The sequence below is a fragment of the Flavobacterium sp. PS2 genome, from assembly GCF_046250155.1.
Classification (GTDB): domain Bacteria; phylum Bacteroidota; class Bacteroidia; order Flavobacteriales; family Flavobacteriaceae; genus Flavobacterium.
The window spans coordinates 1422433-1445183 of the sequence record NZ_CP176426.1 but is presented as its reverse complement, the minus strand read 5'-3'; the positions used below and the strand labels follow the sequence as shown (position 1 = coordinate 1445183).

Sequence of the window (22751 nt, the reverse complement as noted above, 5' to 3'; positions counted from 1 at the left end):
AAAATAAATGAGAGTTGTAAAAAAATCAGGAGATACTGTTGTTTTTGATAGAAAGAAACTAGAGAAATCTCTTTTGAATTCTGGTGCAAATCAATCAGTTGTTCAGGATGTTTTACAAATGATAGAGAAAGAAATGTACGAGGGGATTTCGACTAAGAGAATCTATAAGATGGCTTTTAAGTTGTTACGAAAAATATCCCATTCGCATGCGGCACGTTATAACCTAAAAGAAGCCATTCAGTTATTAGGACCTGCTGGTTTTTACTTCGAAAAATATATAGCCAGACTTTTCTCTAAAGAAAATTATGAAACAAAGACTAATTTGACTTTGCAAGGCAAATGTGTTACTCATGAAATAGATGTCCTGATAAAAAAGAATGATGTTATTGCAATGGTAGAATGTAAGTTTCATATGGGAAAAGAAGCATCTACAGATGTAAAAGTACCAATGTATATTCTATCCCGATTTAATGATATTAAAGAAAGGAGACATCCTGTTTTTACAGACAAAGATGTTATCTCAGAGTGTTGGATAGTTACCAATAATCGATTTACATTGGATGCGATGACTTTTGGAGCGTGTTCAGGATTAAATTTATTAAGTTGGGATTATCCTGCAAATAATAACTTGAGAACAAAGAATGAGAATAATAATCTATATCCTATAACTTGTTTAACCACACTTGCTTTGGCCGAAAAGGATAAATTATTGGCTTTGGATGTGATTTTGGTTAAAGAATTGTTGAATAACCGCAGTTGTTTAGAAGAAATTGGATTGAGTTCTCAAAGAATAAAAAGTGTTACAAAAGAAGCCTCAGAACTGTGTAGGTATTCTTGAGAGTATTGCTTTTTGTTGTCGGTGTAATTTAAATTCAAATAAAATGAAAGTCAAATTCATTGGAGGTGCGGGAACAGTAACAGGTTCCAAAACGTTGATTGAGAGTAATGGGGTTAGAATTTTAATTGATTGTGGGCAGTTTCAGGGGATAAAACCTTTACGGGAACTCAACTGGGAACCTTTGCCTATTTTACCTTCAACTATAGATTTTGTGTTGCTTACACATGGACATTTAGATCATTGTGGTTGGTTGCCGAGATTGGTATACCAGGGATTTAAAGGGAAAATATATTGTTCTGGCCCTACAAAAGAAATAGCCAAGCTTATCCTTCTGGATAGTGCTAAGATTCAGGAAGAAGAAGCTAATAAAGCTAACGAAGAGCAATATTCTAAACATGAAATAGCAGAACCACTTTATACAGTGGAACAAGCCAGGAAAGTCTTCCCGCTTTTTAGAGTGGTAACAGTAAATGAACCATTTCTTTTAGAAGCAGATATTTCGGCATTTTTTTTTACTGCGGGACATATTATGGGAGCTTGTAGCATTGCATTAACGGTTGAGAAAAAAACACTAGTTTTTTCGGGAGATATCGGTCGTGATAATGATGTACTGTTATATCCTCCAGAAAAACCTAAAATTGCTGATTATATATTTTTAGAAAGTACCTACGGAAACCGATTGCATCCAGATACCGATGCTAAAGATGAACTGGAAAAATACATTAATGCGACATTTCAGAAAAAGGGAACAGTTATCATTCCTAGTTTTGCCGTAGAGCGAGCACAAAGTGTAATGTATTTGTTGTGGCAGCTTAAGAAAGAAGGTAGGATCCCGAATATTCCTTATATTATTGATACACCAATGGGAATTAGTGCCTTAGAAATCTTTATGAATAATAGAGAATGGCATAAATTAACGATGGAAGAATGTACAGGTATGGCCAAAATGTTTTCTCTAGTTTCGGATTATCAGGAAACGATGGATATAATTTATAATAAAAGTACAAAGGTTATTATTGCTGCAAGCGGAATGGCAACAGGAGGAAGGGTTCTAAATTATTTTGAACATTATATCGGATTGCGTGAAACAACGGTAATTATTGTTGGTTATCAAGCCGAAGGAACTCGTGGTAGAAAGTTATTAGAAGGTGATAATGAAATTAAAATTAGAGGTAAATATTTTCCAGTTAAAGCTAAGATTTTAGAAATAGCGGGACTTTCTGCTCATGGCGATCAGGATGATTTGCTCCTTTGGCTTTCGGCATTAGAAAATAAGCCCAAAAAAGTTTTTCTGGTTCATGGAGAAAATGTTCCTGCAGATGCGCTTCGTATAAAAATTAAAGAGAAATACGGTTTTAATTGTTCTATTCCTTTAATGGGGCAGGAGTTTGACTTGTAAAAGGTACTTTTTGAAATTTTTAACAAGAATTTGATTTTAAGAATTGATTATAATGCTAATTTTGCAGACGATATGAATATAAAAAAATGCACTAGTTTATTTTTAGCATTTCTACTATTGGTTTGCAATGTAGGACTAGCTTTTGATGTGCATTATTGTGGCGACAAATTAGCTTCAATTTCATTAAATAAAACTGTAGAAGCTCCACCAACAAAGACATGTTGTGGAATTACTTCCGAAAAAAAATCATCTTGTTGTAAAGACAAAGTAGTTCATTTTGAGAAAAAGTCAGATACAGCTACGATTAAAACATTCTTGTTTCAGTTTGATTTTCCTTTTACACTACAAGAATTTAAAACTGTTGCGTTTTTCTCTATTCCGAGTTTTAAAAACAAACAGATAATTGCATATTATAGCGATGCTCATGCACCTCCGCTATTTAAACTCTATCACCAATATATATTTTACGCCTGATTTTAATGTTTTTTAAAGTCAAATCATTCAGTATGGTTTGAATCTACTTTTTTTAAACATTAAAATTATTCTCATGAAAAAAAATATAGCACTTTTTGCTATGCTTTTGTTTTGTATTCCTGTTTTTGCACAAGAAAAATTGGAAGAAGTTAAGATTACTAAAAAGCAAAAAGGAATTAAAAAATCATATACACTTACAGGAAATACTTCGCTTATAACAAGTAAAGAATTGCTTAAAGCAGCTTGTTGTAATCTTGCCGAAAGTTTTGAAACTAATCCATCTATTGATGTTAACTTTTCGGATGCATTAACGGGAACGAAGCAAATTAAAATGTTGGGGCTTACGAGTCCATATTTAATGATTACTGAAGAGAATGTTCCATCAGTTCGTGGAGCTTCTCAAGCCTATGGAATGTCATTTACACCAGGAACTTGGGTCGAAAGTATTCAGATAACCAAAGGAGCTGGGAGTGTTGTAAATGGTTACGAAAGTATTTCAGGACAAATAAACACAGAGTTGTTAAAGCCGATGAATGATATCCCGTTCTTCTTGAATGCTTATGGCTCTACCGATTCACGATTTGAATTAAATACGCATTTTACTAAGCAACTTTCGGATAAATGGGCAACAAGTTTGTTGGTTCATGGTAATGCGCGTGTTGCAAAAACCGATATGAATGATGATGGATTTATGGATAATCCATTAGCGAAGCAAATCAATATTCTAAATCGTTATCAATATACTAATGCCGAGAAAGGTTGGGTTGGTTTTGTTAATCTTAGGTATATGAATGACAAAAAGCAAACGGGCGAACTTGACTTTGATAAAGATCGGGATAAAGGCACAACTAATTATTGGGGATCTGAAATAAATACAGAGCGAATTGATGTTTCGACCAAAATAGGTTATGTTTTTCCAGATATGCCTTTTCAGAGTATTGGTTTTCAGAACGCATTTAATAGTCATAATCAGAAATCTTACTATGGTTTAAATGATTATAATATCAAGCAGAATAGTTATTATTCTAATTTTATTTTTAATTCGATTATCGATAATACTAAGAACAAATTCGCAGCAGGATTAAACTTTACATACGATCAATATCAGGAGTTTGTGAATATAACTGATTATAGCCGAATCGATAATTCTGTTGGAGCTTTCTTTGAATATACGTATGACAACTCTGACAACTTCAGTATTATTTTAGGCGGAAGAATAGATAATCATAATCGGTTGGGAACTTTTGTAACACCACGTTTGCATGTAAGGTACAGCCCTTGGGAGAAAGCAGTTTTGAGATTCTCAGCAGGAAGAGGAAAACGTTCTGCTAATATTTTTGCCGAGAATCAGCAACTCTTTGCTAGTTCAAGAGTATTCTCGATTCTTGATAATAGCGGTAAAATTTACGGAATGAATCCTGAGATCGCTTGGAATTATGGGTTGAGCTTTTCGCAAAGATTTTCTCTTTTTGATAGACATGCCGAAGTTGTTTTTGATTTATACAGAACCGATTTTCAAAATCAGGTTGTTGTAGATGTAATGCAAAGTCCACAGGAAGTTTTATTCTATAATTTAAACGGAAAATCATATGCTAATAGTTTGCAAGTTGAGTTTAATTATGAATTATTAAAGAATTTTAATTTCCGTTCGGCTTATAAATATTATGATATTCGAACAGATTATTTATCTGGAAATTACGCAAGACCATTGCAGGCAAAACATCGTTTTTTTGGTAATCTGGAATATGAAACAAATCTTGTTGATGGAAAGCAATGGAAAATGGACTATACTTTTAATTGGATTGGACAACAGCAATTACCAAACACAGCTTCAAATCCAGAAAAGGATAGATTGCCTGAGTTTTCACCTTCATACTCTTTGATGAATGCACAAGTAACAAGAGTTTTTTCGGATACTTTTGAAGTGTATGTAGGAGGGGAGAATATTGGAAATTACCGACAAGACAAGGCTATCTTAGGAAGTGATAATCCGTTTGGGCAAGATTTTGATGCGTCGATTGTCTATGCTCCGGTTTTTGGACAAATGTATTATGCAGGATTACGATTTAAAATAAAATAAAAACAACTTAAATATAATTTAATAAACCCTTAAAAATAAAACAAAATGAAATCGAAGATTTATGAACTCCCAAAAAATAATAGAAAAATGATGAGTAATAATGTAATAATAGTTTTACTGTTGACACTTTTTTCATTTGCTGCTCAGGCACAAGAGAAAAAGAATAAGAATGCAAAATACGAGACTGAAGTAAGTGGTAATTGCGAGGATTGTAAAAAGCGAATAGAAAAAGCAGCTTTTAGTGTTTCGGGAGTGAAATCGGCAACATGGGATATTAGTAGCCATAAATTAAATTTAATCTTGAATGAAGAGAAAACTTCACTTGTAGATGTAAAAAATGCTATTGCTAAAGTAGGTCATGATACTGATGCAGCGAAGACTACGCAAGATGTTTATGATGGACTTCCGACGTGTTGCCAATATGAAAGAAAATAATATTAGAGAACAAGTGTGAATTTGACTTTTTATAGCGTTAATAAAACTTTAAAATATGCCAATTTATTGTGGCTAAACTAATTTATTATTACTTTCACCAACTTATAAATTTAACGAATAAATCGCTTATATGAATAATTTTGATTGGACTCAATTAATCAATCCTGAGTTTTATATTACCCTTACCATTGGTGGATTTCAAATTGGTTTATACATTGTTATATTTATAGTTTTTGCCGAAACAGGACTTTTTGCAGGTTTCTTTTTACCAGGTGATAGCTTACTTTTTTTAGCAGGAATTTATAGCCGTGATTTAATCCAGAATATGGTTTATATCGAAAGCGACTTTATAAATGTTTTTTTGCTCTCTTTAATGGTGGCTATTTCTGGAATTTTTGGTAATATGACTGGCTATTGGTTTGGAGCCAAAAGCGGTTATTATTTATTTAAAAAAGAAGATACATTTTGGTTTAAGAAAAAATACTTGTTACAATCAAAAGATTTCTTTGAAAAATACGGAGGTAAAGCTATAATCTATGCTCGTTTTTTACCAATTTTTAGAACATTTGCGCCTATAGTTGCAGGAATTGTATCTATGGACAAAAAGAAATTTATGTTCTACAATATTTTAAGTTCATTTTTATGGGCTTTCATTCTGATATTTTCAGGACACTATCTTTACGGTGTGTTTTTGAAACAAGGAGTTGACTTAAAGCAGCATATTGAATACATCATTATAATTATTGTTATCATAACGACTTTTCCAGTTTTAATGAAACTACTAAAGAAAAGACCAGCAGATAAAATACAATAGATATTAAAACTAAGAAATCCGAAGCTTAAACTTCGGATTTTTATTTATTTATGATTGTTATCGTAACAACTTTTTAGCTTTAATAAATTGCTAAAGAAAGAGATGGTGGGAAAAATACGATAGGTGTTAAAACAAAAAATCCGAAGCTATAAACTTCGGATTTTTTTATTTCGGGACTTTTGTAAGTCAGAAAGGATATTACATCATTCCTGGCATACCTCCACCCATTGGGTTTCCGCCTCCATTATCTTCTTTAATATCGATCAAAGCACATTCAGTAGTTAAGATCATACCTGCTACAGAAGCAGCATTTTCTAAAGCTACACGAGTTACTTTTTTAGGATCGATAATCCCTGCTTTAAGCATATCTACATACTCGTCAGTTTTAGCATTGTATCCAAAATCACCAGAACCTTCAGCAACTTTAGCAACAACTACAGAGCCTTCAAGACCTGCGTTTTCAACGATAGTTCTTAACGGAGCTTCTACAGCACGAGATACGATTTGAATACCTGTAGCTTCATCAGCATTGTCAGCTTTAATTTCGCTTAAAGCGTTTTTAGCTCTTAACAAAGCAACTCCACCACCAGCAACAATTCCTTCTTCAACAGCAGCACGAGTAGCATGTAATGCATCATCAACTCTGTCTTTTTTCTCTTTCATTTCTACTTCAGATGCAGCACCAACATAAAGTACAGCAACACCACCAGCTAATTTAGCTAAACGTTCCTGTAATTTTTCTTTGTCATAATCAGAAGTTGTAGCTTCCATTTGACCTTTAATTTGGTTTACACGATTTTTGATCATGTCAGCTTCGCCAGCACCACTTACAATTGTAGTGTTATCTTTATCGATAGTTACTTTTTTAGAAGTACCTAGCATTTCGATTGTAGTGTTTTCTAAAGTATAACCTCTTTCTTCAGAGATTACAGTTCCTCCAGTTAAGATAGCGATATCTTCTAGCATTGCTTTTCTTCTGTCTCCAAAACCAGGTGCTTTTACAGCAGCAATTTTAAGAGCTCCACGTAATTTGTTAACTACAAGAGTTGATAAAGCTTCTCCGTCAACATCTTCAGCAATAATTAATAATGGTTTTCCTGATTGAGCTACTGGCTCTAAAACTGGTAAAAGTTCTTTTAAAGAAGAAACTTTTTTGTCGTACAAAAGGATATATGGATTCTCTAATTCTACTTCCATTTTTTCAGGATTTGTAACGAAATATGGAGAAAGGTATCCTCTGTCAAATTGCATTCCTTCTACAACATCTACGAAAGTATCTGTTCCTTTTGCTTCTTCAACAGTAATAACACCTTCTTTTCCAACTTTTGCGAAAGCAGTAGCGATTAACTCACCAATTACTTCGTCGTTATTTGCAGAAATAGATGCAATTTGTTTTATTTTTTCAGAATCACTTCCAACTACTTTAGCTTGTTTAGCTAAGTCGGCAACGATAGCTTCAACAGCTTTGTCGATACCACGTTTTAAATCCATTGGGTTAGCTCCGGCAGCTACGTTTTTCAAACCTTCTTTTACAATTGCTTGAGCTAAAACTGTAGCAGTTGTAGTACCATCTCCAGCTAAATCATTAGTTTTTGACGCTACTTCTTTAACCATCTGAGCTCCCATATTTTCTAATGGGTCTTTTAATTCAATTTCTTTAGCAACTGTAACACCATCTTTAGTTACGTTTGGTCCACCAAAAGATTTTCCGATGATTACGTTACGACCTTTTGGTCCTAAAGTTACTTTTACTGCATTTGCCAATGCATCAACACCACGTTTTAATCCGTCACGTGCTTCAATATCAAATTTTATATCTTTTGCCATTTTTGTTTTTAGATTTAGGCAGTATGCTTTAGGCTTTAAGCTAGGCTCATACTGCTGATTAATTTTGTTTTTTATTTAAATAGAATTGATTAAAGCTTTTTTTAAATTGTAAATTTTGCTTTTAATTATGTTTATCTCCTTTTCAAGAGGTTCATATAATTCAATACTAATGTAATTTAAATCTTTTGAGAGTAATAGTAAATATTCTGTTTCATTGGCAGAACCCAAAGCAATATTGAGAAACTGATTAAATTCTTTGTCGCTATTTCTTCCACATCCTTCACTAATATTTGTGGGTATTGACGAGGATGCTCTTCGAATCTGACTTGTCAATCCATACAATTCTTCTTTTGGGTATATAGAAGTAATTTTATATAGTTTTAAAGTAAAAGAATGACTTAACTGCCAGACATCATATTTCTTAAAATCTCTCATTTTTTTTCGCATTAAGCTTTAGGTAATATATTTTAAGCAACTGAGGAAGCTTAAAGCCTACAGCTTATAGCGTAAACCCTTTAGATTATCGCTAAGATATCATCTTCACGCATAATCAAATAATCAATTCCTTCATGTTTTAATTCTGTTCCTGCATATTTACCATAAAGAACTGTATCTCCAATTTTCACAGTCATAGTATGGTCTTTAGTACCATTACCTACGGCTACAACAGTTCCTTTTTGTGGTTTTTCTTTGGCAGTATCTGGAATAAAAATCCCTGACGCAGTTTTAGTTTCAGCAGCAACTGGCTCAATAAGTACGCGATCTGAAAGCGGTTTAATGTTTAAAGTCATGATTTTATAATTATGTTATGTTTATAATTTTGTTTGCTTATAAACTTTCAGAAACTATGCCACCTTAAAAAAACTGACATTATTTCTTATAAAAAATGCCAGCTTTGACAGGCTGGCATTTCTATATTTTATAAAGAATGTATTATTTTGCTGGGTTTGTCGCAGCAGGTGCTTCTTGTGCTGGAGCTGCAGGCGTAGTGACTGGAGCAGTAGTTGTAGATTTCTCGATAATTTTAGATTCTACATCGCTTAATGAACCAGTAAAACTTAAACTAGAAAGTAAGATTAATGCAATTAAAATTGTAGCCAAAGTCCAAGTACTTTTGTCTAAAAAGTCAGTTGTTTTTTGAACTCCACCTAACATTTGAGATCCACTTATTGTTGAAGATAATCCACCACCTTTAGGGTTTTGAACCATGATTACTACGATCAATAGAAAACATACTATTGTGATTAAAACTAAAAAAATTGAAAATGTGCTCATTGTTTAATTATTATTGTTATTTTGTTGTAATGTCTTAATATCCGAAATACGGTCTGCAAAGAAACTAATTTTTTCTGGATATTTCAAAATTAATATTTCATATGCTTGTATTGCTTTTGTATATTTCTTTTGTTCTAAATATACTCTGGCTAAAGTCTCTGTCATTAAATAGGTATTATCGTCCTTGTTAATGTCTATCTGTATGTTTGCTGCAACTGTTGTGGTTTGTTTTACAGGAGAGATTTTTGGGCTTGTTTCAATAAATTTATCTATTAACTCAGCTTTTTTCTTTTTCTCTTCGTCAATTTCGATTATAGAAGAATCAATTTCAACTAGTTTTTCTTGTTTCTCTTCTTCCTTTTCTTCTTTCTCTTTCTTTTCCTCGTTTTTTACTTCGATTTTTTCTTTTTTCTTTTCCTCTTTTCGCTCAATAGGCTCAGTTCTGGAAAGTTGAAGCCATTCTTGAAAAGAATGTTTTTCGCTTTTTGAAAAATCTAAAGGTTTTCCTATTTCCAGATTCTCTTCAGCCGTTTCTATAGCTTCAGTGCTTTCTATAGTTTCTAAGGTTTCTATAGTTTCTTCAGGAGTATTTACATTCTCCTCAATATTGGGTATAGATGCTTCCTTTATAGAAGTAAGAATAGAGCGCTCAATAGGATCTATTAATTTAGGTTCTACCTTTTCTATAAAATCTTCCAGAGCAACGACTTCAGGTAAAAGATGTTCGCTATCAACAACATTTATGTCTAAAAGAGCCAAAGCTTTTTTGTCATAATACTCTTTTTGAATGATCGAAAAAGTTTCGGATGTTATAAAATCAAATAAAATAGCTCTATCTGTTGTATGTGCAGCGGTAACTTTTAAGGCGTAATTATACTTAAAGCTGTTTTGACTGTAAAGCCCTTTTAATCGTAATGCTCTTGCACTCTGAAAATATGGAAATTCATTCAATACATTGCCTAATGCTTCCGTTTGCTTTTCTGTAATAGCATCGGGTCTGTTTATTAGGTATGTATAATCGTTAACATTCATTATTTTAAAATTGTTTAACTGTTTATTCGTTGAATTATTTATTTGTATACTCGTTTTTTTTGAATCGAATTGACGATTAACCAATTAAACGAATCAACCTTTTTACCATTTTGCCAACGACTCATTAAATATGTCTTGGGTAATACGGTCGAAAATTTCTTTAAGAGCAGTGTCTAATACAGATCCTACAAGTTGATCTTGCGCAGGATAATCATAATAGAATTCAAAAGATTTTTCGAAATCGTCAGTTTCTTTCTTTTTATTAGTGAATCGTACGTTTACACGAATTTTTAATCTGTTTTGAGACGCTTGTTGATCTGCTGTTGCAGTCATTGGGCTAATTCTGTAATCGGTAATTTCTCCTTCATATACTAAATCACCACCTGTACTTACTAAATTCAGGTTAGTTTGATTTTGGATAAGATCCTGTAATTGTAAAGTGAAAGTACGATCCAGTCCTGGCTGAATTAAATCAGCATTATTCTGGAAGTAATTAACTTGAAATGTTTTTGCATCAATTTTTCCTGTTCCTGTAAAGTTGTAAACAGAACAACTACTAAAGGTGAAAAGAATTGCAATTATAATTAGGTACTGTATGTTTTTCATTTTATTTTTTAAAAGAACCAAAGGTATTTATTTTAGTTAATCAATTTTACTCCATTTGTTTTTTTACAAATCAAATTGTTTTATTTTTCGATATAAAGTTCGCTCCGAAATTCCTAATTCGTCTGCAGCTGCTTTTCGTTTTCCTTTATTTTTTTCTAATGATTTTTTAATCATTTCGATTTCTTTTTGCTCTAATCGTAAAACTTCTTCTTCTTCGATTGTTTCTGCAAATAAATAATTGTCATCGTTTGACTGGTATTGTTCCTCACGATTAGGAGTTGTCATAACAGCTGTTCTTGGTTCTTCTTCAAAATCAATTTCGCTATCATTTTCTTGGGAACCATATATTTTTTTGATCAAATTTTTATTGGTTTCCTGTACATTGGCACTACCATTTTGCATTAATTCCAAAGTAAGTTTCTTTAAATCATGCAGATCACTTTTCATGTCAAAAAGAACTTTGTATAAAATCTCTCTCTCCGTATTAAAGTCACTATCATTTTTTTTATCATTAATTACAGAAGGTAAATTTGGACCTTCGGCTGGTAAGTAAGATTGTAGTGTTGCAAGAGTAATATCACGATTTGTTTCCAGAACCGAAATTTGTTCGGCCACATTTCGTAACTGACGAATGTTACCGTTCCATCTAAATTTTTGCAATAGTTGTACTGCATCATCATCTAGTTTTAATGGAGGCATTTTGTATTTATGAGCAAAATCAGATACGAATTTTCTAAATAATAAATGAATATCTTCTTTTCGCTCACGCAAAGGAGGTAAAGTAATTTCAACAGTGCTTAAACGATAGTATAAATCTTCACGGAATTTACCTTTTTCGATTGCATTAAATAAATTAACGTTGGTTGCTGCAACAATCCTCACATTTGTTTTCTGTACTTGTGATGAACCTACTTTTATAAATTCGCCATTTTCTAGTACACGTAGTAGTCTTACCTGTGTGGTAAGTGGTAATTCTCCAACTTCATCCAGAAAAATAGTTCCTCCGTCAGCAACTTCAAAATAACCTTCACGTGTACTTGTAGCACCAGTAAAAGCTCCTTTTTCGTGACCAAATAATTCACTATCTATAGTTCCTTCTGGAATTGCACCACAGTTTACAGCTATGTATTTTCCGTGTTTTCTATGTGAAAGCGAGTGTATGATTTTTGGGATACTTTCTTTACCAACACCACTTTCTCCAGTTACCATTACCGAAATATCGGTTGGCGCAACCTGAATTGCTTTTTCGATGGCGCGATTAAGCTTAGGATCATTTCCAATAATTTCAAAACGTTGTTTTATAGCTTGAACTGTCTCCATTTGTATATTTTCTTTTTGTCACGAATTAATTTGATACTATTGTTGCTTTATTCGCGCTGTATTTACTTTCTTTTGTAACGATACCTTTAAGGTTTGTGTTAGCGATTAATAAAGAATTTTTAGGAATTATTTTAGAACCTTTTCGTTTCTTAAAATTTAATTCTTCAGTGCCTAAATATTCTTTTGTTAAAATAATACTATCTTTTTTTATTTCTCCTTCGGTAATAATTTCTTTATCTATCAATGTTACATTTCTGTTACTTCCAAATTTAGTAGGTAAAAACATGAAAAGAAAATTGTAACTGCTTTTCGGTTTAATTTTTACCAATTTGTCAATATCCTGTTGTATTTTAATGTTGTTACCGCTTACTAAATATCTTCCAAGTGGTGTTGTTGATAATTTTAGTTTGTCAATAGAATCATAATGTTCTTTTGTTATTTTCGAAAAATAGACAACACTATCGATTGAGCTAAAAAAATAGATGTCTGTTGAATTGTCGTCAAATTTCTCTGTATATATGCCATCTAGTTTAAAATAGAACTGATTTGATACCTCTTTAACTTCTGTCTTATTTTTAATAGAAGAACAAGAAATTAAAGATATAAGAACTATAAAAGTTATTGTTTTAAGTATCATTTTAATCCTAATTAATCTGTGGCAAAAAAAAACTAATTCATGTTACTCAATCCAACAGCTTGACCTTTTAAAGTTCCACTAGTACAACTTGTAATTTTTACATTTACAAAATCTCCTATCTTATAATCTTCTTTAGGGAAAACCACTGTAATACTTTGTGAATTTCTTCCTGAGAATTCTTCAGTCGATTTTTTTGAAACTTTCTCAACCAGAACTTCTACAGTTTGTCCGATAAACTCTTCAGAGCGTAACCAAGCATGTTTTTGTTGTAAATCGACAATTTCTTGTAATCTTCTTGCTTTGGTTTCGTCGGTAACATCATCTTCCATTTTTCTTCCGGCCAAAGTCCCAGGGCGTTCTGAATAGGAATACATATAGCCAAAGTTATATTTTACGTATTCCATTAAGCTCATAGTGTCTTGGTGATCTTGCTCGGTTTCTGTTGGGAAACCTGCAATCATATCTTGTGAGATAGAACTGTTTGGGATTATGGTTTTGATTTTATCAATCAAAGTCATGTATTCCTCACGTGTATGTAAACGGTTCATTTCTTTTAGGATTCTATTGCTTCCTGACTGAACCGGTAAATGTATGTGTTTACAAATATTAGGATATTTTGCAATAATGTGTAAAACACTTTCGTGCATATCTTGAGGATTCGAAGTTGAGAAACGAATACGCATTTTAGGAAAAGTAACGGCTACCATTTCTAGTAATTGGTCGAAGTTTACAGCAGTAGCTTTTTGCATATCTGTAGCATTATCAAAATCCTTTTTTAATCCGCCACCATACCATAAATAACTATCTACGTTCTGACCTAAAAGTGTGATTTCTTTAAAGCCTTTGTCCCATAAATCCTGAATCTCATTCATAATACTTTGAGGTTCACGACTACGTTCACGTCCGCGGGTAAAAGGTACTACGCAAAACGTACACATATTATCACAACCACGAGTAATAGAAACCAAAGCAGTAATTCCGTTGCTCATCAATCGTACGGGCGAGATATCACCATAGGTTTCATCTTTGGATAAAATCACGTTTATAGCATCACGACCTTCTTCAACTTCACTTAATAAATTAGGCAAATCTTTGTAGGCATCTGGACCAACAACAAGGTCTACGATTTTTTCTTCTTCTAGAAACTGACTTTTCAAACGTTCTGCCATACAGCCCAAAACACCAACTTTCATTTTAGGGTTAATACGCTTTACAGCATTGTATTTTTCTAAACGTTTACGGATGGTTTGCTCTGCTTTATCACGGATAGAGCAGGTGTTTACCAAAACTAAATCGGCTTCTTCAAGCTTTTGAGTTGTGTTAAAACCATTTGCTGATAAAATTGAAGCAACGATTTCGCTATCCGAAAAATTCATCGCACAGCCGTAGCTTTCTATAAAGAGTTTTTTTGTATTCTCAGGTTTATGTTCTAAAACAAGACTTTCACCTTGTTTGCTTTCTTCAATAATCTTTTCCATAAGTCACTTTCAAAAGTGTATTTTAATAAGGTCGCAAAGGTACGATTATTTGTATGATTGTGACAAGATGTCAGATGAAGATTTAACATTGTTTTTTATTTTAAAATTTGAATAAAAAAAGCTCTCTTTTGAGGATAAAGAGAGCTTTGATTAACAAATTAAAATCTATGCAGAGATTAGAACAAATTGACGTCTAATTGTACTCTTGCAATTTTATTAGCAGGATTCCACATTGCAGTTGCCGAAACAGGTAATTTATAGTTAAATACCGAAATATCTTTGGAGACTTTTATCCCCGTGTTTACAATGCCAAAAGCGCTTTCTTCCTGATTTGTGTACAGATATTTTTTCCCGTCGATTGCAAAAGCTCCTCCCATAAAAACATTTAGATTTACTTTTTGATTTCGGATAACTGGGTAGCTTAATTCTACGTAAGTTGAATATCTACTTCTGTAATCATTGTTGTTGTTGTCTAATTCTCTATCATTTAACCCACTGTAAAGTAAAATATCAGCTTCTATTCGAATGGGGAATGACTCGGGAAAACGATACGAAGTTCTTAAATCAATAAGGTGAGTAGTGGTTAGTTTATTGTAATTAAAAACTTCTGGGTTTTCAATTCCTGTAGTATTAAATAAATCCCATAATCCGATTGATAAGTTATTTTTTTGATATTGAATATAATAGTTTATCTCACGATATTTCCCGTCAAATCCAGCACCTCCCCAAATTCCAACGGTAAAATTTCGTCCTTCATTTAATGCATAATGGATGTTTCCAGTTGCAGTCATACCATCATTTATAACGAGTCCTCTCCATAAATGGCTAGTTTCTAAACCTACGTTAAAGTCTAAACGGGATGGTTTTGTGTCTTCTATTGGAGTAGAAATGCTATCTTGAACTGTTCTTTTTTGAGCGTATCCAGCTAGCCCTATAATCGAGATTATAGAGAAAAATAATATTTTTTTCATGATTTTTTGATTTATAAAGCCATACTAGAGCATTGCTATATATAAGAGTGCTGCTAAACATGCTCCTATAATTGGACCAAGAATTGGGATCCAGGCATAGCTCCAGTCGCTGCTTCCTTTAAGAAGAAGAGTGTGCATAATACGCGGGCCTAAGTCTCTTGCGGGATTAATAGCGTAACCTGTAGTGCCACCTAAAGACAATCCGATCGCCCATACCAAAATAGCAACGGGTAAAGCACCAATAGATCCAAGTCCAATTTTAGCGTCAGAAGCAGTGCTGATGCTGAGTTCAGGGCCTGCAATATAAAAGATTACGAAAATAAGAACGAAAGCCCCGATAATCTCACTAATCAAATTAGAAAAGGTATTTCTGATTGCTGGTATTGTGCTAAAACAAGCAAGTTTTCCACCTTCGTCCTCAGTAATGGCAAAATGATCTTTATGAAATAGCCAGACTAAGAATGCTCCTAACATGGCTCCGATTATTTGAGCAATAATGTAATAAGATACTTGGCTCCAGGCAAATTTTCCAATAAGAGCTAGTCCGATTGTTACGGCAGGGTTTAAGTGCGCACCACTAATTGGCCCTGCAACTGTTACGCCTACAAAAACGGCAAATGCCCAACCGGTAGTAATTACAATCCATCCCGAGTTATTTCCTTTTGTTCCTTTAAGAACTACGTTTGCAACAACACCATTACCAAGTAAGATAACTAGCATTGTTCCTATGATTTCAGCAGTAAATGGCGACATCTTTTAAGTTTTAATGATTCATATTTTAGTCCTCAATCCAGTTTTTAGTACGTCCAACAGCTTTATCCCAGTTTTTTACAAGTTTGTCAACTTCTGCCTTAGGCATTTCTGGAGTAAAAGTTTTGTCGATATGCCATTGTTCTTGTAATTCGCTTATGTTTTTCCAGTATCCTACGGCTAATCCTGCCAGGTATGCTGCGCCTAATGCTGTTGTTTCTAATGTTTTAGGTCTAACTACATTAAAGCCAAATATATCTGATTGAAATTGCATCATTAAGTTATTAATGGCAGCACCACCATCTACTCTTAGTTCTTTTCCTTTTCTTCCAAAATCTGCTTCCATTGATGTTGCTAAATCTAGTACTTGGTAAGCGATTCCTTCTAAAGTAGCACGTGCTATATGTGCGTTTGTAGTTCCTCTTGTAATTCCTAAAATTGCACCTCTGGCATATTGGTCCCAATGTGGTGCGCCTAAACCTGTTAAAGCAGGAACGAAATATACACCGCCATTGTCTGGTACGCTTGCTGCTAAGGTTTCGATTTCTTGGGCTGAGTTGATCATTTTTGCGCCGTCTCGTAGCCATTGTACAGCGGCTCCGCCTACAAATACACTTCCTTCTAGGGCATACGTTGTTTTACCATTTATTTTCCAAGCAACTGTGGTAAGTAAATTATTTTTAGAATAAACAGCCTTATTTCCTGTGTTCATTAACATGAAGCAACCTGTTCCGTAAGTATTTTTTACCATTCCGGGGTCTGTACATAATTGTCCAAAAAGAGCTGCTTGTTGGTCACCAGCTACACCTGAGATTGGAATTTTTGTAGAAAATAATGTTGTACTAGTTTCTCCGTATATTTCGCTACTTTGTTTTACTTCGGGTAACATTGCTCTTGGGATGTTGAATAATTCTAGTAATTCAGTATCCCATTCTAATGTGTGAATGTTTAATAATAAAGTTCTGCTTGCGTTAGAGACATCGGTCATGAATATTTTGCCACGAGTAAGTTTCCAGATCAGCCACGTGTCTACAGTTCCGAAACATAGTTTTCCTTGTTCTGCTTTTTCACGTGCCCCTTCGACATTGTCTAGAATCCATTTTATTTTAGTCCCCGAAAAATAGGCATCTAATAATAATCCAGTCTTTTTCTTGATCATTTCAGCATGACCTTTTGCTTTTAATTCGTCACAATATTTTGCTGTTCTGCGATCTTGCCAGACGATAGCATTATAAAGAGGTTCGCTAGTTTCTCTGTCCCAGACAATTGTTGTCTCGCGTTGATTGGTGATTCCAATTGCGGCTATTTCTTTTCCAGAAATTCCCACTTTTGCAATAACTTCGGCAGCGACGCTAATTTGAGATGACCAAATTTCGTTAGGGTCATGTTCTACCCATCCTGGTTTTGGAAATATCTGTTCAAAAGGTCTTTGAGAAATACTTACTATTTCTCCGTCATGATTAAATACGATGGCTCTGGAAGAAGTTGTTCCTTGGTCTAGTGTTAAGATTAATTTGTCCTGCATGATATATGTATGTTGTTACTGATGATTTTTTTGAAAATCTGATAAGATGAATCCGTTAGCGATTGTTTTGAAATGCGATATTTGGGTTTGTGCCCATGTTTCGTCATGACCAAGTTCTTTTGCTAATAAATGTCCCACTTTTTCGCATGAAGCAATGGCTGCATGAGCATCTAGAAATAATAAACGTACTCTTCTTGCTAAAATATCGTCTATCGTTCTTGCCATTTCATGACGAATTGCCCAGGCTACTTCTGCCATAGTGTAGTCGTAATTAGGGTGTAGTTTTTCTTTTAATTCAGGTTCCTGATTTTGTAATTCTAGTATTTTAGGAATGTCAGTTCCATATATGTATAAATGATTTTGTCGGGTTGTAGAATTTGTTTCCGTACTTCCGTGAATTGCGATATGTTCCGTTTTACATTCCTTTTTTGGTAAGCGGTGTACAACGATTGCTTTGTCTATGATGTCTTCAGCAATTTTTCTATAAGTAGTCCATTTTCCACCAGTTATAGTTATTAATCCGGTTTCGGAAACAATTATTTTATGACTTCTTGAAACTTCTTTAGTGCTTGTTCCTTCTTTCTCTGGCGCTGCCAATGGTCTTAATCCTGCAAAAACAGATAAAACATCAGCACGAGTAGGTTTTTTTGCAAGGAATCTTTGTGCAGTTTCTAAAACAAATTCAATTTCTGATTCTAATGCAATAGGCTCTAGACTATGCTTTTTAATTAGGGTATCAGTTGTTCCTACTACTATTTTATCATGCCATGGCACTGCAAATAATACTCTTCCATCGCTAGTTTTTGGAATCATTAAAGCGTGGTCGCTTGGTAGGAAAGATTTGTCGAATACAAGATGAATTCCCTGACTTGGTACGATGTATTTTTTATATACAGCGTCGTTTAGTTTCATTATTGCATTAGTAAAAACACCTGTAGCATTAATAACTGCTTTACCTTTTATATCATACCACTCACCAGATTCGTGATCTACTATTTGTACACCGATAACTTTATGGTTGTCGTCTTTTAATAGATTCATAACTTTGGCATAGTTTAAAATACATGCGCCTTTTTCTGCTGCAGTCTGTGCGATATTTATAGCCAAGCGAGAATCGTCAAATTGTCCGTCTTGATAAATAACACCACTGACTAAGCCTTTTTGTTCTATTGTAGGAAGTAGTTCAATAGTTTTTTTCTTCGAAATATACTTAGATCTACCTAGGCTCAGTCTTCCAGCTAATAGGTCATATATAGTAAGTCCGATAGTGTAAAAATAGCCACCCCACCAGTTATAATTTGGTATAACAAAAGATTGGTTTTTTACTAGATGGGCTGCATTTTGAGCCATTAAACCTCTTTCTTTTAAAGCTTCTCTTACCAGAGAGATATCTCCTTGTTCCAGGTAGCGAACACCACCATGAACTAATTTTGTACTTCTGCTAGATGTTCCTTTAGCAAAATCTATTGCTTCGACTAAAACTGTTTTGTAGCCTCTACTAGCTGCATCGAGTGCGGTACCTAGCCCGCTAGCTCCGCCACCAATAACGATTACATCCCATTCAGGTGTTTGTTTTAGTTTTGTTAATTGTTCGAGTCGTTTCATTATATGTCTTATTTGTTGTGTTTTATGTCGTTTTACTTTCGAATAACAAACATAACGAAATTAAATGAAACTAAATAAAACAAAATGAAATTTATTTTTTTATTTAATTGTTGTATCTTTCGATTCTGGAAAATCTTAATAATAAAGAGGACTTATGACTATAATCAATAGACGGCAAGAGGATATACTTAAGGAATTAAATCAAAAGGGATATGTGAATGTGGTTGATTTGTGCGAAACACTTAATGTTTCAAGCGTAACCATACGAAAGGACTTAACTTTTTTAGAAAATCAAAAGCTGTTGCATCGTACACATGGAGGAGCGAGCAAGCAGCCTATTTATGCTTTTGAAAGAGATGTTAATGATAAAGAAGGACTACAAGTAGAACAAAAAAAACAAATAGCAGAAGAGGCGGTAAAATATATATGTAATCACGATTATATTATATTAGGGTCGGGATCGAATATTCATTATTTATCTCGCGTTATAAAAGGATTTCAAAAACTAACGGTACTTACGCCTTCATTAAAAGTGTCTTTAGAACTTAGTAAGGAAACAAATATTGATACAATACAATTAGGAGGAGATATTCGTAACAGTTCAACTTCGGCTGTGGGGCCAATTGCGGAAGCAACTTTGAGTCAGTTTTCTTGCAATAAATTATTCTTAGGAACAGATGGTCTTCATTTAGATTTTGGTTTAAGCACATCAAATGCTTTAGAGGCACATTTAAATCAAGCAATGATAGAGGTTGCAGAGAAGGTTATTGTCTTAGCCGATTCGACAAAAATGAATGTTCGGGGTTTTGGTAAAATTTGTGATTTAAGTAAAATTGATGTGCTGATTACAGATGCCGGGATTGATGCTGAAACTAAAACGAAACTCGAAGAAATGGGTATTGATGTAGTTGTTGCTGGTAAAATTTAGTTTTGATTTTGTAAATCAGGCTTTTTTTAATGTAGTTATTTATTGGATAGGCTTTTGTAATAAAGTTTTTGATTTTTATTTTGTTTTGAAGGAAAGGAATACATAATAACGAGAATATTTTTGTTATATATTAAGGTATAAAATAGCAGCTGCGAAAATAGATTTTTCTCAAAAAACGATTTGGGTGCACTCTCATTTAAAAAAAACTTCTACTTTTGTTCCAGAAAAATAGAGTAATGGCAAAGAATTTAGTAATAGTTGAGTCACCTGCAAAGGCAAAAACGATAGAGAAATTTTTGGGAAGTGATTTTCAAGTAGAGTCAAGTTATGGGCATATTGCCGACTTGCCTTCAAAAGAAATCGGTGTGGATGTAGAGAATGGTTTTAAACCTAAATATGAAGTTTCTCCGGATAAAAAAGCTTTAGTTAGTAAACTAAAAACATTATCTAAGAATGCCGAAATGGTTTGGTTAGCAAGTGATGAGGACCGCGAGGGGGAGGCTATTTCATGGCATCTTGCGGAAGAATTAAAACTTGATGTTAAAAAAACTAAGCGAATTGTTTTTCACGAAATCACAAAATCAGCAATCCTAAAAGCGATTGAAAATCCTAGAGAGATAGATTATAATTTGGTTAACGCACAACAAGCGCGTCGTGTATTAGACAGGTTGGTTGGTTACGAATTATCTCCTGTATTATGGAGAAAAATTAAAGGAGGTTTATCTGCAGGACGTGTTCAGTCAGTTTCAGTTCGTTTAATTGTTGAGAGAGAAAGAGAAATTCAGAATTTTAATGCAGTAGCATCGTATTCTGTTGTAGCTGAGTTTACAAATGAAAGCGGAAAAACATTTAAGGCTAAACTGCCTAAAAATTTTAATACAAAAAAAGAAGCCGAAGATTTTTTAAATAAAAATATTGGTTCTTCATATAAGGTATCGGATTTAGAAACGAAACCTACCAAAAAATCACCAACAGCACCATTTACAACTTCTACATTGCAACAAGAAGCAGCAAGAAAGTTGTATTTACCAGTTGGAATCACAATGCAACTAGCACAACGACTATACGAAGCAGGACTTATTACTTATATGAGAACTGATAGCGTTAATCTTTCTAAAGATGCAATGGATGCTGCACAAGCTGAAATTATAAAATCGTACGGGAAAGAATTCTCAAAACCAAGAACTTTTACAAACAAAAGCAAAGGAGCGCAAGAAGCGCACGAAGCTATTCGTCCTACTGATATGTCGCGTCACACAGTGAACATCGACAGAGATCAAGCTCGTTTGTATGATTTGATTTGGAAAAGAACATTGGCTTCGCAAATGAGTGATGCACAATTAGAAAGAACTAATGTGAAGATTGAAGCTAATAATCATAGCGAAATTTTTACAGCATCTGGAGAAGTTTTACTTTTTGAAGGATTCTTAAAAGTCTATCTTGAAGGTCATGATGATGACGAAGAAGAGCAAGAAGGAATGTTGCCTGCAATGAAAGTGAATGAGAAATTATTAAATAATTATATCACAGCAACCGAAAGATATTCAAGACCACCGGCACGTTATACAGAAGCTTCTTTGGTGAAGAAATTAGAGGAACTTGGTATTGGTCGTCCTTCGACTTATGCACCAACGATTTCTACAATCATCAATAGAAATTATGTAGAAAAAGGTAACCTTGATGGTCAGGAACGTAATTATACTCAGCTTACTTTGCAATCAAACAAAGTAGGAGAGAAGTTGCTTAAAGAAAATACAGGTTCGGATAAAGGGAAGTTAGTTCCAACTGATATCGGAACAATCGTTACAGACTTCCTGGTTAAGAATTTTGGGACAATATTAGATTACAACTTTACAGCAAAAGTAGAACAGGATTTTGATGAAATTGCTGAAGGAAACATCGATTGGGCACAAATGATGAAGGAGTTTTATGATAAATTCCATCCAAATGTAAAAGATGTCGAGGCTAATGCTGAGAGAGAAAGTGGAGAAAGAATCTTAGGAAAAGATCCAGTTTCAGGAAGACCAGTTTCTGTTCGTTTAGGAAAGTTTGGACCAATGGCACAAATTGGAGAGCCGGATGATGAAGATAAAAAATTCGCCAGTTTAATGGCAGATCAGAATATCGGAAATATAACGCTGGAAGAAGCTTTGAATTTGTTTTTATTGCCTAAAAACTTAGGAGAATACAAAGGAGAAGAAGTAGAGGTAAGTAATGGTCGTTATGGACCATATGTTCGTCACGGAAGTGTTTTTATCTCATTGCCAAAAGGAGAAGATCCTCTGGATGTAACAATTACAAGAGCTCAGGAGTTAATAGATGAAAAAGCACTTGCTGATGCGCCTATTGCTGTATATAAAGGAGAAGGAGTGCAAAAAGGAGTAGGTCGTTTTGGACCTTTTATCAAATGGAATGGATTGTTTATTAACGTAAGCAAAAAATACAATTTTGATAATTTATCACAATCAGATATTGAAGCGCTGATAGAAGATAAACTTCAAAAAAATATTGATAAAGTACTTCATAACTGGGAAGAAGAAGGTATTCTTGTTGAAAAAGCACGTTGGGGACGTTCGGTTATTACTAAAGGTAAAATTAAAATTGAACTTAGTAAAGATGTTGACGCTACAAAATTAACGTTGGCCGAAGTTCAGGAAATGATTGCTAAGAAAACCCCAGTAAAAAAGACAGCTGCAAAGAAAGCACCTGCTGCTAAGAAAGCAGTGGCTAAAAAAACAGTAGCTAAAAAGAAATAAA

General features: G+C 33.8%; 21 protein-coding genes. 8 read left to right on the top strand and 13 right to left on the bottom strand.

Features of this window, described 5'->3' with window-relative positions; genetic code table 11:
- Positions 1–7 precede the first annotated feature (7 nt).
- From ACJ6WR_RS06140 to ACJ6WR_RS06115, 6 genes are all read left to right on the top strand, one after another.
- Positions 8–838: an ATP cone domain-containing protein gene (locus ACJ6WR_RS06140; RefSeq protein WP_039111508.1), complete on the top strand. Its 831-nt coding sequence runs from the start codon at positions 8–10 to the stop codon at positions 836–838.
- Between the two features lie 43 nt (positions 839–881).
- The gene (locus ACJ6WR_RS06135) at positions 882–2237 is read left to right on the top strand and encodes an MBL fold metallo-hydrolase (protein ID WP_409417336.1); all 1356 of its coding nucleotides are present in this window, start codon (positions 882–884) and stop codon (positions 2235–2237) included.
- A gap of 72 nt (positions 2238–2309) precedes the next feature.
- Complete coding sequence (locus ACJ6WR_RS06130) at positions 2310–2711, top strand: HYC_CC_PP family protein (RefSeq protein WP_039111605.1); 402 nt, start codon at positions 2310–2312, stop codon at positions 2709–2711.
- Between the two features lie 73 nt (positions 2712–2784).
- Entirely contained in the window at positions 2785–4791 is a 2007-nt protein-coding gene (locus ACJ6WR_RS06125; RefSeq protein ID WP_409417335.1) for a TonB-dependent receptor plug domain-containing protein, read from the top strand.
- Positions 4792–4836: 45 nt separating this feature from the next.
- Positions 4837–5226 (top strand): heavy-metal-associated domain-containing protein, encoded by a 390-nt coding sequence (locus ACJ6WR_RS06120; protein WP_409417334.1) that lies wholly within the window; start codon positions 4837–4839, stop codon positions 5224–5226.
- Between the two features lie 130 nt (positions 5227–5356).
- Positions 5357–6040, top strand: a complete 684-nt coding sequence (locus ACJ6WR_RS06115; protein ID WP_039111505.1) for a DedA family protein — start codon at positions 5357–5359, stop codon at positions 6038–6040.
- A 198-nt stretch (positions 6041–6238) separates the two neighbouring features.
- On the opposite strand, the gene groL is transcribed toward ACJ6WR_RS06115, so the two are convergent.
- The 13 genes from groL to ACJ6WR_RS06050 form a co-directional block, all read right to left on the bottom strand.
- Entirely contained in the window at positions 6239–7867 is a 1629-nt protein-coding gene (groL, locus tag ACJ6WR_RS06110) for a chaperonin GroEL (RefSeq protein ID WP_039111504.1), read from the bottom strand.
- A gap of 75 nt (positions 7868–7942) precedes the next feature.
- Positions 7943–8302 carry a four helix bundle protein gene (locus ACJ6WR_RS06105; RefSeq protein ID WP_086895115.1) on the bottom strand — a complete coding sequence of 120 codons (360 nt, stop codon included), beginning with the start codon at positions 8300–8302 and terminating at the stop codon, positions 7943–7945.
- Positions 8303–8382: 80 nt separating this feature from the next.
- Positions 8383–8658, bottom strand: a complete 276-nt coding sequence (gene groES, locus ACJ6WR_RS06100) for a co-chaperone GroES (protein WP_035623321.1) — start codon at positions 8656–8658, stop codon at positions 8383–8385.
- 142 nt (positions 8659–8800) lie between these two features.
- Entirely contained in the window at positions 8801–9142 is a 342-nt protein-coding gene (gene secG / locus ACJ6WR_RS06095; RefSeq protein WP_039111503.1) for a preprotein translocase subunit SecG, read from the bottom strand.
- 3 nt (positions 9143–9145) lie between these two features.
- On the bottom strand, positions 9146–10174 hold the full coding sequence (locus ACJ6WR_RS06090) for a tetratricopeptide repeat protein (protein ID WP_409417333.1): 1029 nt from the start codon (positions 10172–10174) through the stop codon (positions 9146–9148).
- Between the two features lie 102 nt (positions 10175–10276).
- Complete coding sequence (locus ACJ6WR_RS06085) at positions 10277–10780, bottom strand: LptE family protein (protein WP_086895117.1); 504 nt, start codon at positions 10778–10780, stop codon at positions 10277–10279.
- Between the two features lie 63 nt (positions 10781–10843).
- Positions 10844–12100 carry a sigma-54-dependent Fis family transcriptional regulator gene (locus tag ACJ6WR_RS06080; protein ID WP_039111500.1) on the bottom strand — a complete coding sequence of 419 codons (1257 nt, stop codon included), beginning with the start codon at positions 12098–12100 and terminating at the stop codon, positions 10844–10846.
- A 25-nt stretch (positions 12101–12125) separates the two neighbouring features.
- Positions 12126–12737, bottom strand: coding sequence for a hypothetical protein (locus ACJ6WR_RS06075; protein ID WP_039118721.1), 612 nt, complete (start codon positions 12735–12737; stop codon positions 12126–12128).
- 32 nt (positions 12738–12769) lie between these two features.
- Positions 12770–14215, bottom strand: coding sequence for a tRNA (N6-isopentenyl adenosine(37)-C2)-methylthiotransferase MiaB (miaB, locus tag ACJ6WR_RS06070; protein WP_039118722.1), 1446 nt, complete (start codon positions 14213–14215; stop codon positions 12770–12772).
- A gap of 176 nt (positions 14216–14391) precedes the next feature.
- Positions 14392–15186 (bottom strand): hypothetical protein, encoded by a 795-nt coding sequence (locus ACJ6WR_RS06065; RefSeq protein WP_409417332.1) that lies wholly within the window; start codon positions 15184–15186, stop codon positions 14392–14394.
- Between the two features lie 24 nt (positions 15187–15210).
- Positions 15211–15939, bottom strand: coding sequence for an MIP/aquaporin family protein (locus ACJ6WR_RS06060; protein ID WP_039118725.1), 729 nt, complete (start codon positions 15937–15939; stop codon positions 15211–15213).
- Between the two features lie 25 nt (positions 15940–15964).
- Positions 15965–17461, bottom strand: a complete 1497-nt coding sequence (gene glpK, locus ACJ6WR_RS06055) for a glycerol kinase GlpK (protein ID WP_409417331.1) — start codon at positions 17459–17461, stop codon at positions 15965–15967.
- 15 nt (positions 17462–17476) lie between these two features.
- On the bottom strand, positions 17477–19066 hold the full coding sequence (locus ACJ6WR_RS06050) for a glycerol-3-phosphate dehydrogenase/oxidase (protein WP_039111494.1): 1590 nt from the start codon (positions 19064–19066) through the stop codon (positions 17477–17479).
- Between the two features lie 154 nt (positions 19067–19220).
- Between ACJ6WR_RS06050 and ACJ6WR_RS06045 the strand changes: the two genes are divergently transcribed.
- Together ACJ6WR_RS06045 and topA are read left to right on the top strand one after the other, a co-directional pair.
- Positions 19221–19994, top strand: coding sequence for a DeoR/GlpR family DNA-binding transcription regulator (locus tag ACJ6WR_RS06045; protein WP_409417330.1), 774 nt, complete (start codon positions 19221–19223; stop codon positions 19992–19994).
- 236 nt (positions 19995–20230) lie between these two features.
- The gene (topA, locus tag ACJ6WR_RS06040; RefSeq protein WP_409417329.1) at positions 20231–22750 is read left to right on the top strand and encodes a type I DNA topoisomerase; all 2520 of its coding nucleotides are present in this window, start codon (positions 20231–20233) and stop codon (positions 22748–22750) included.
- Position 22751: the final 1 nt, after the last annotated feature.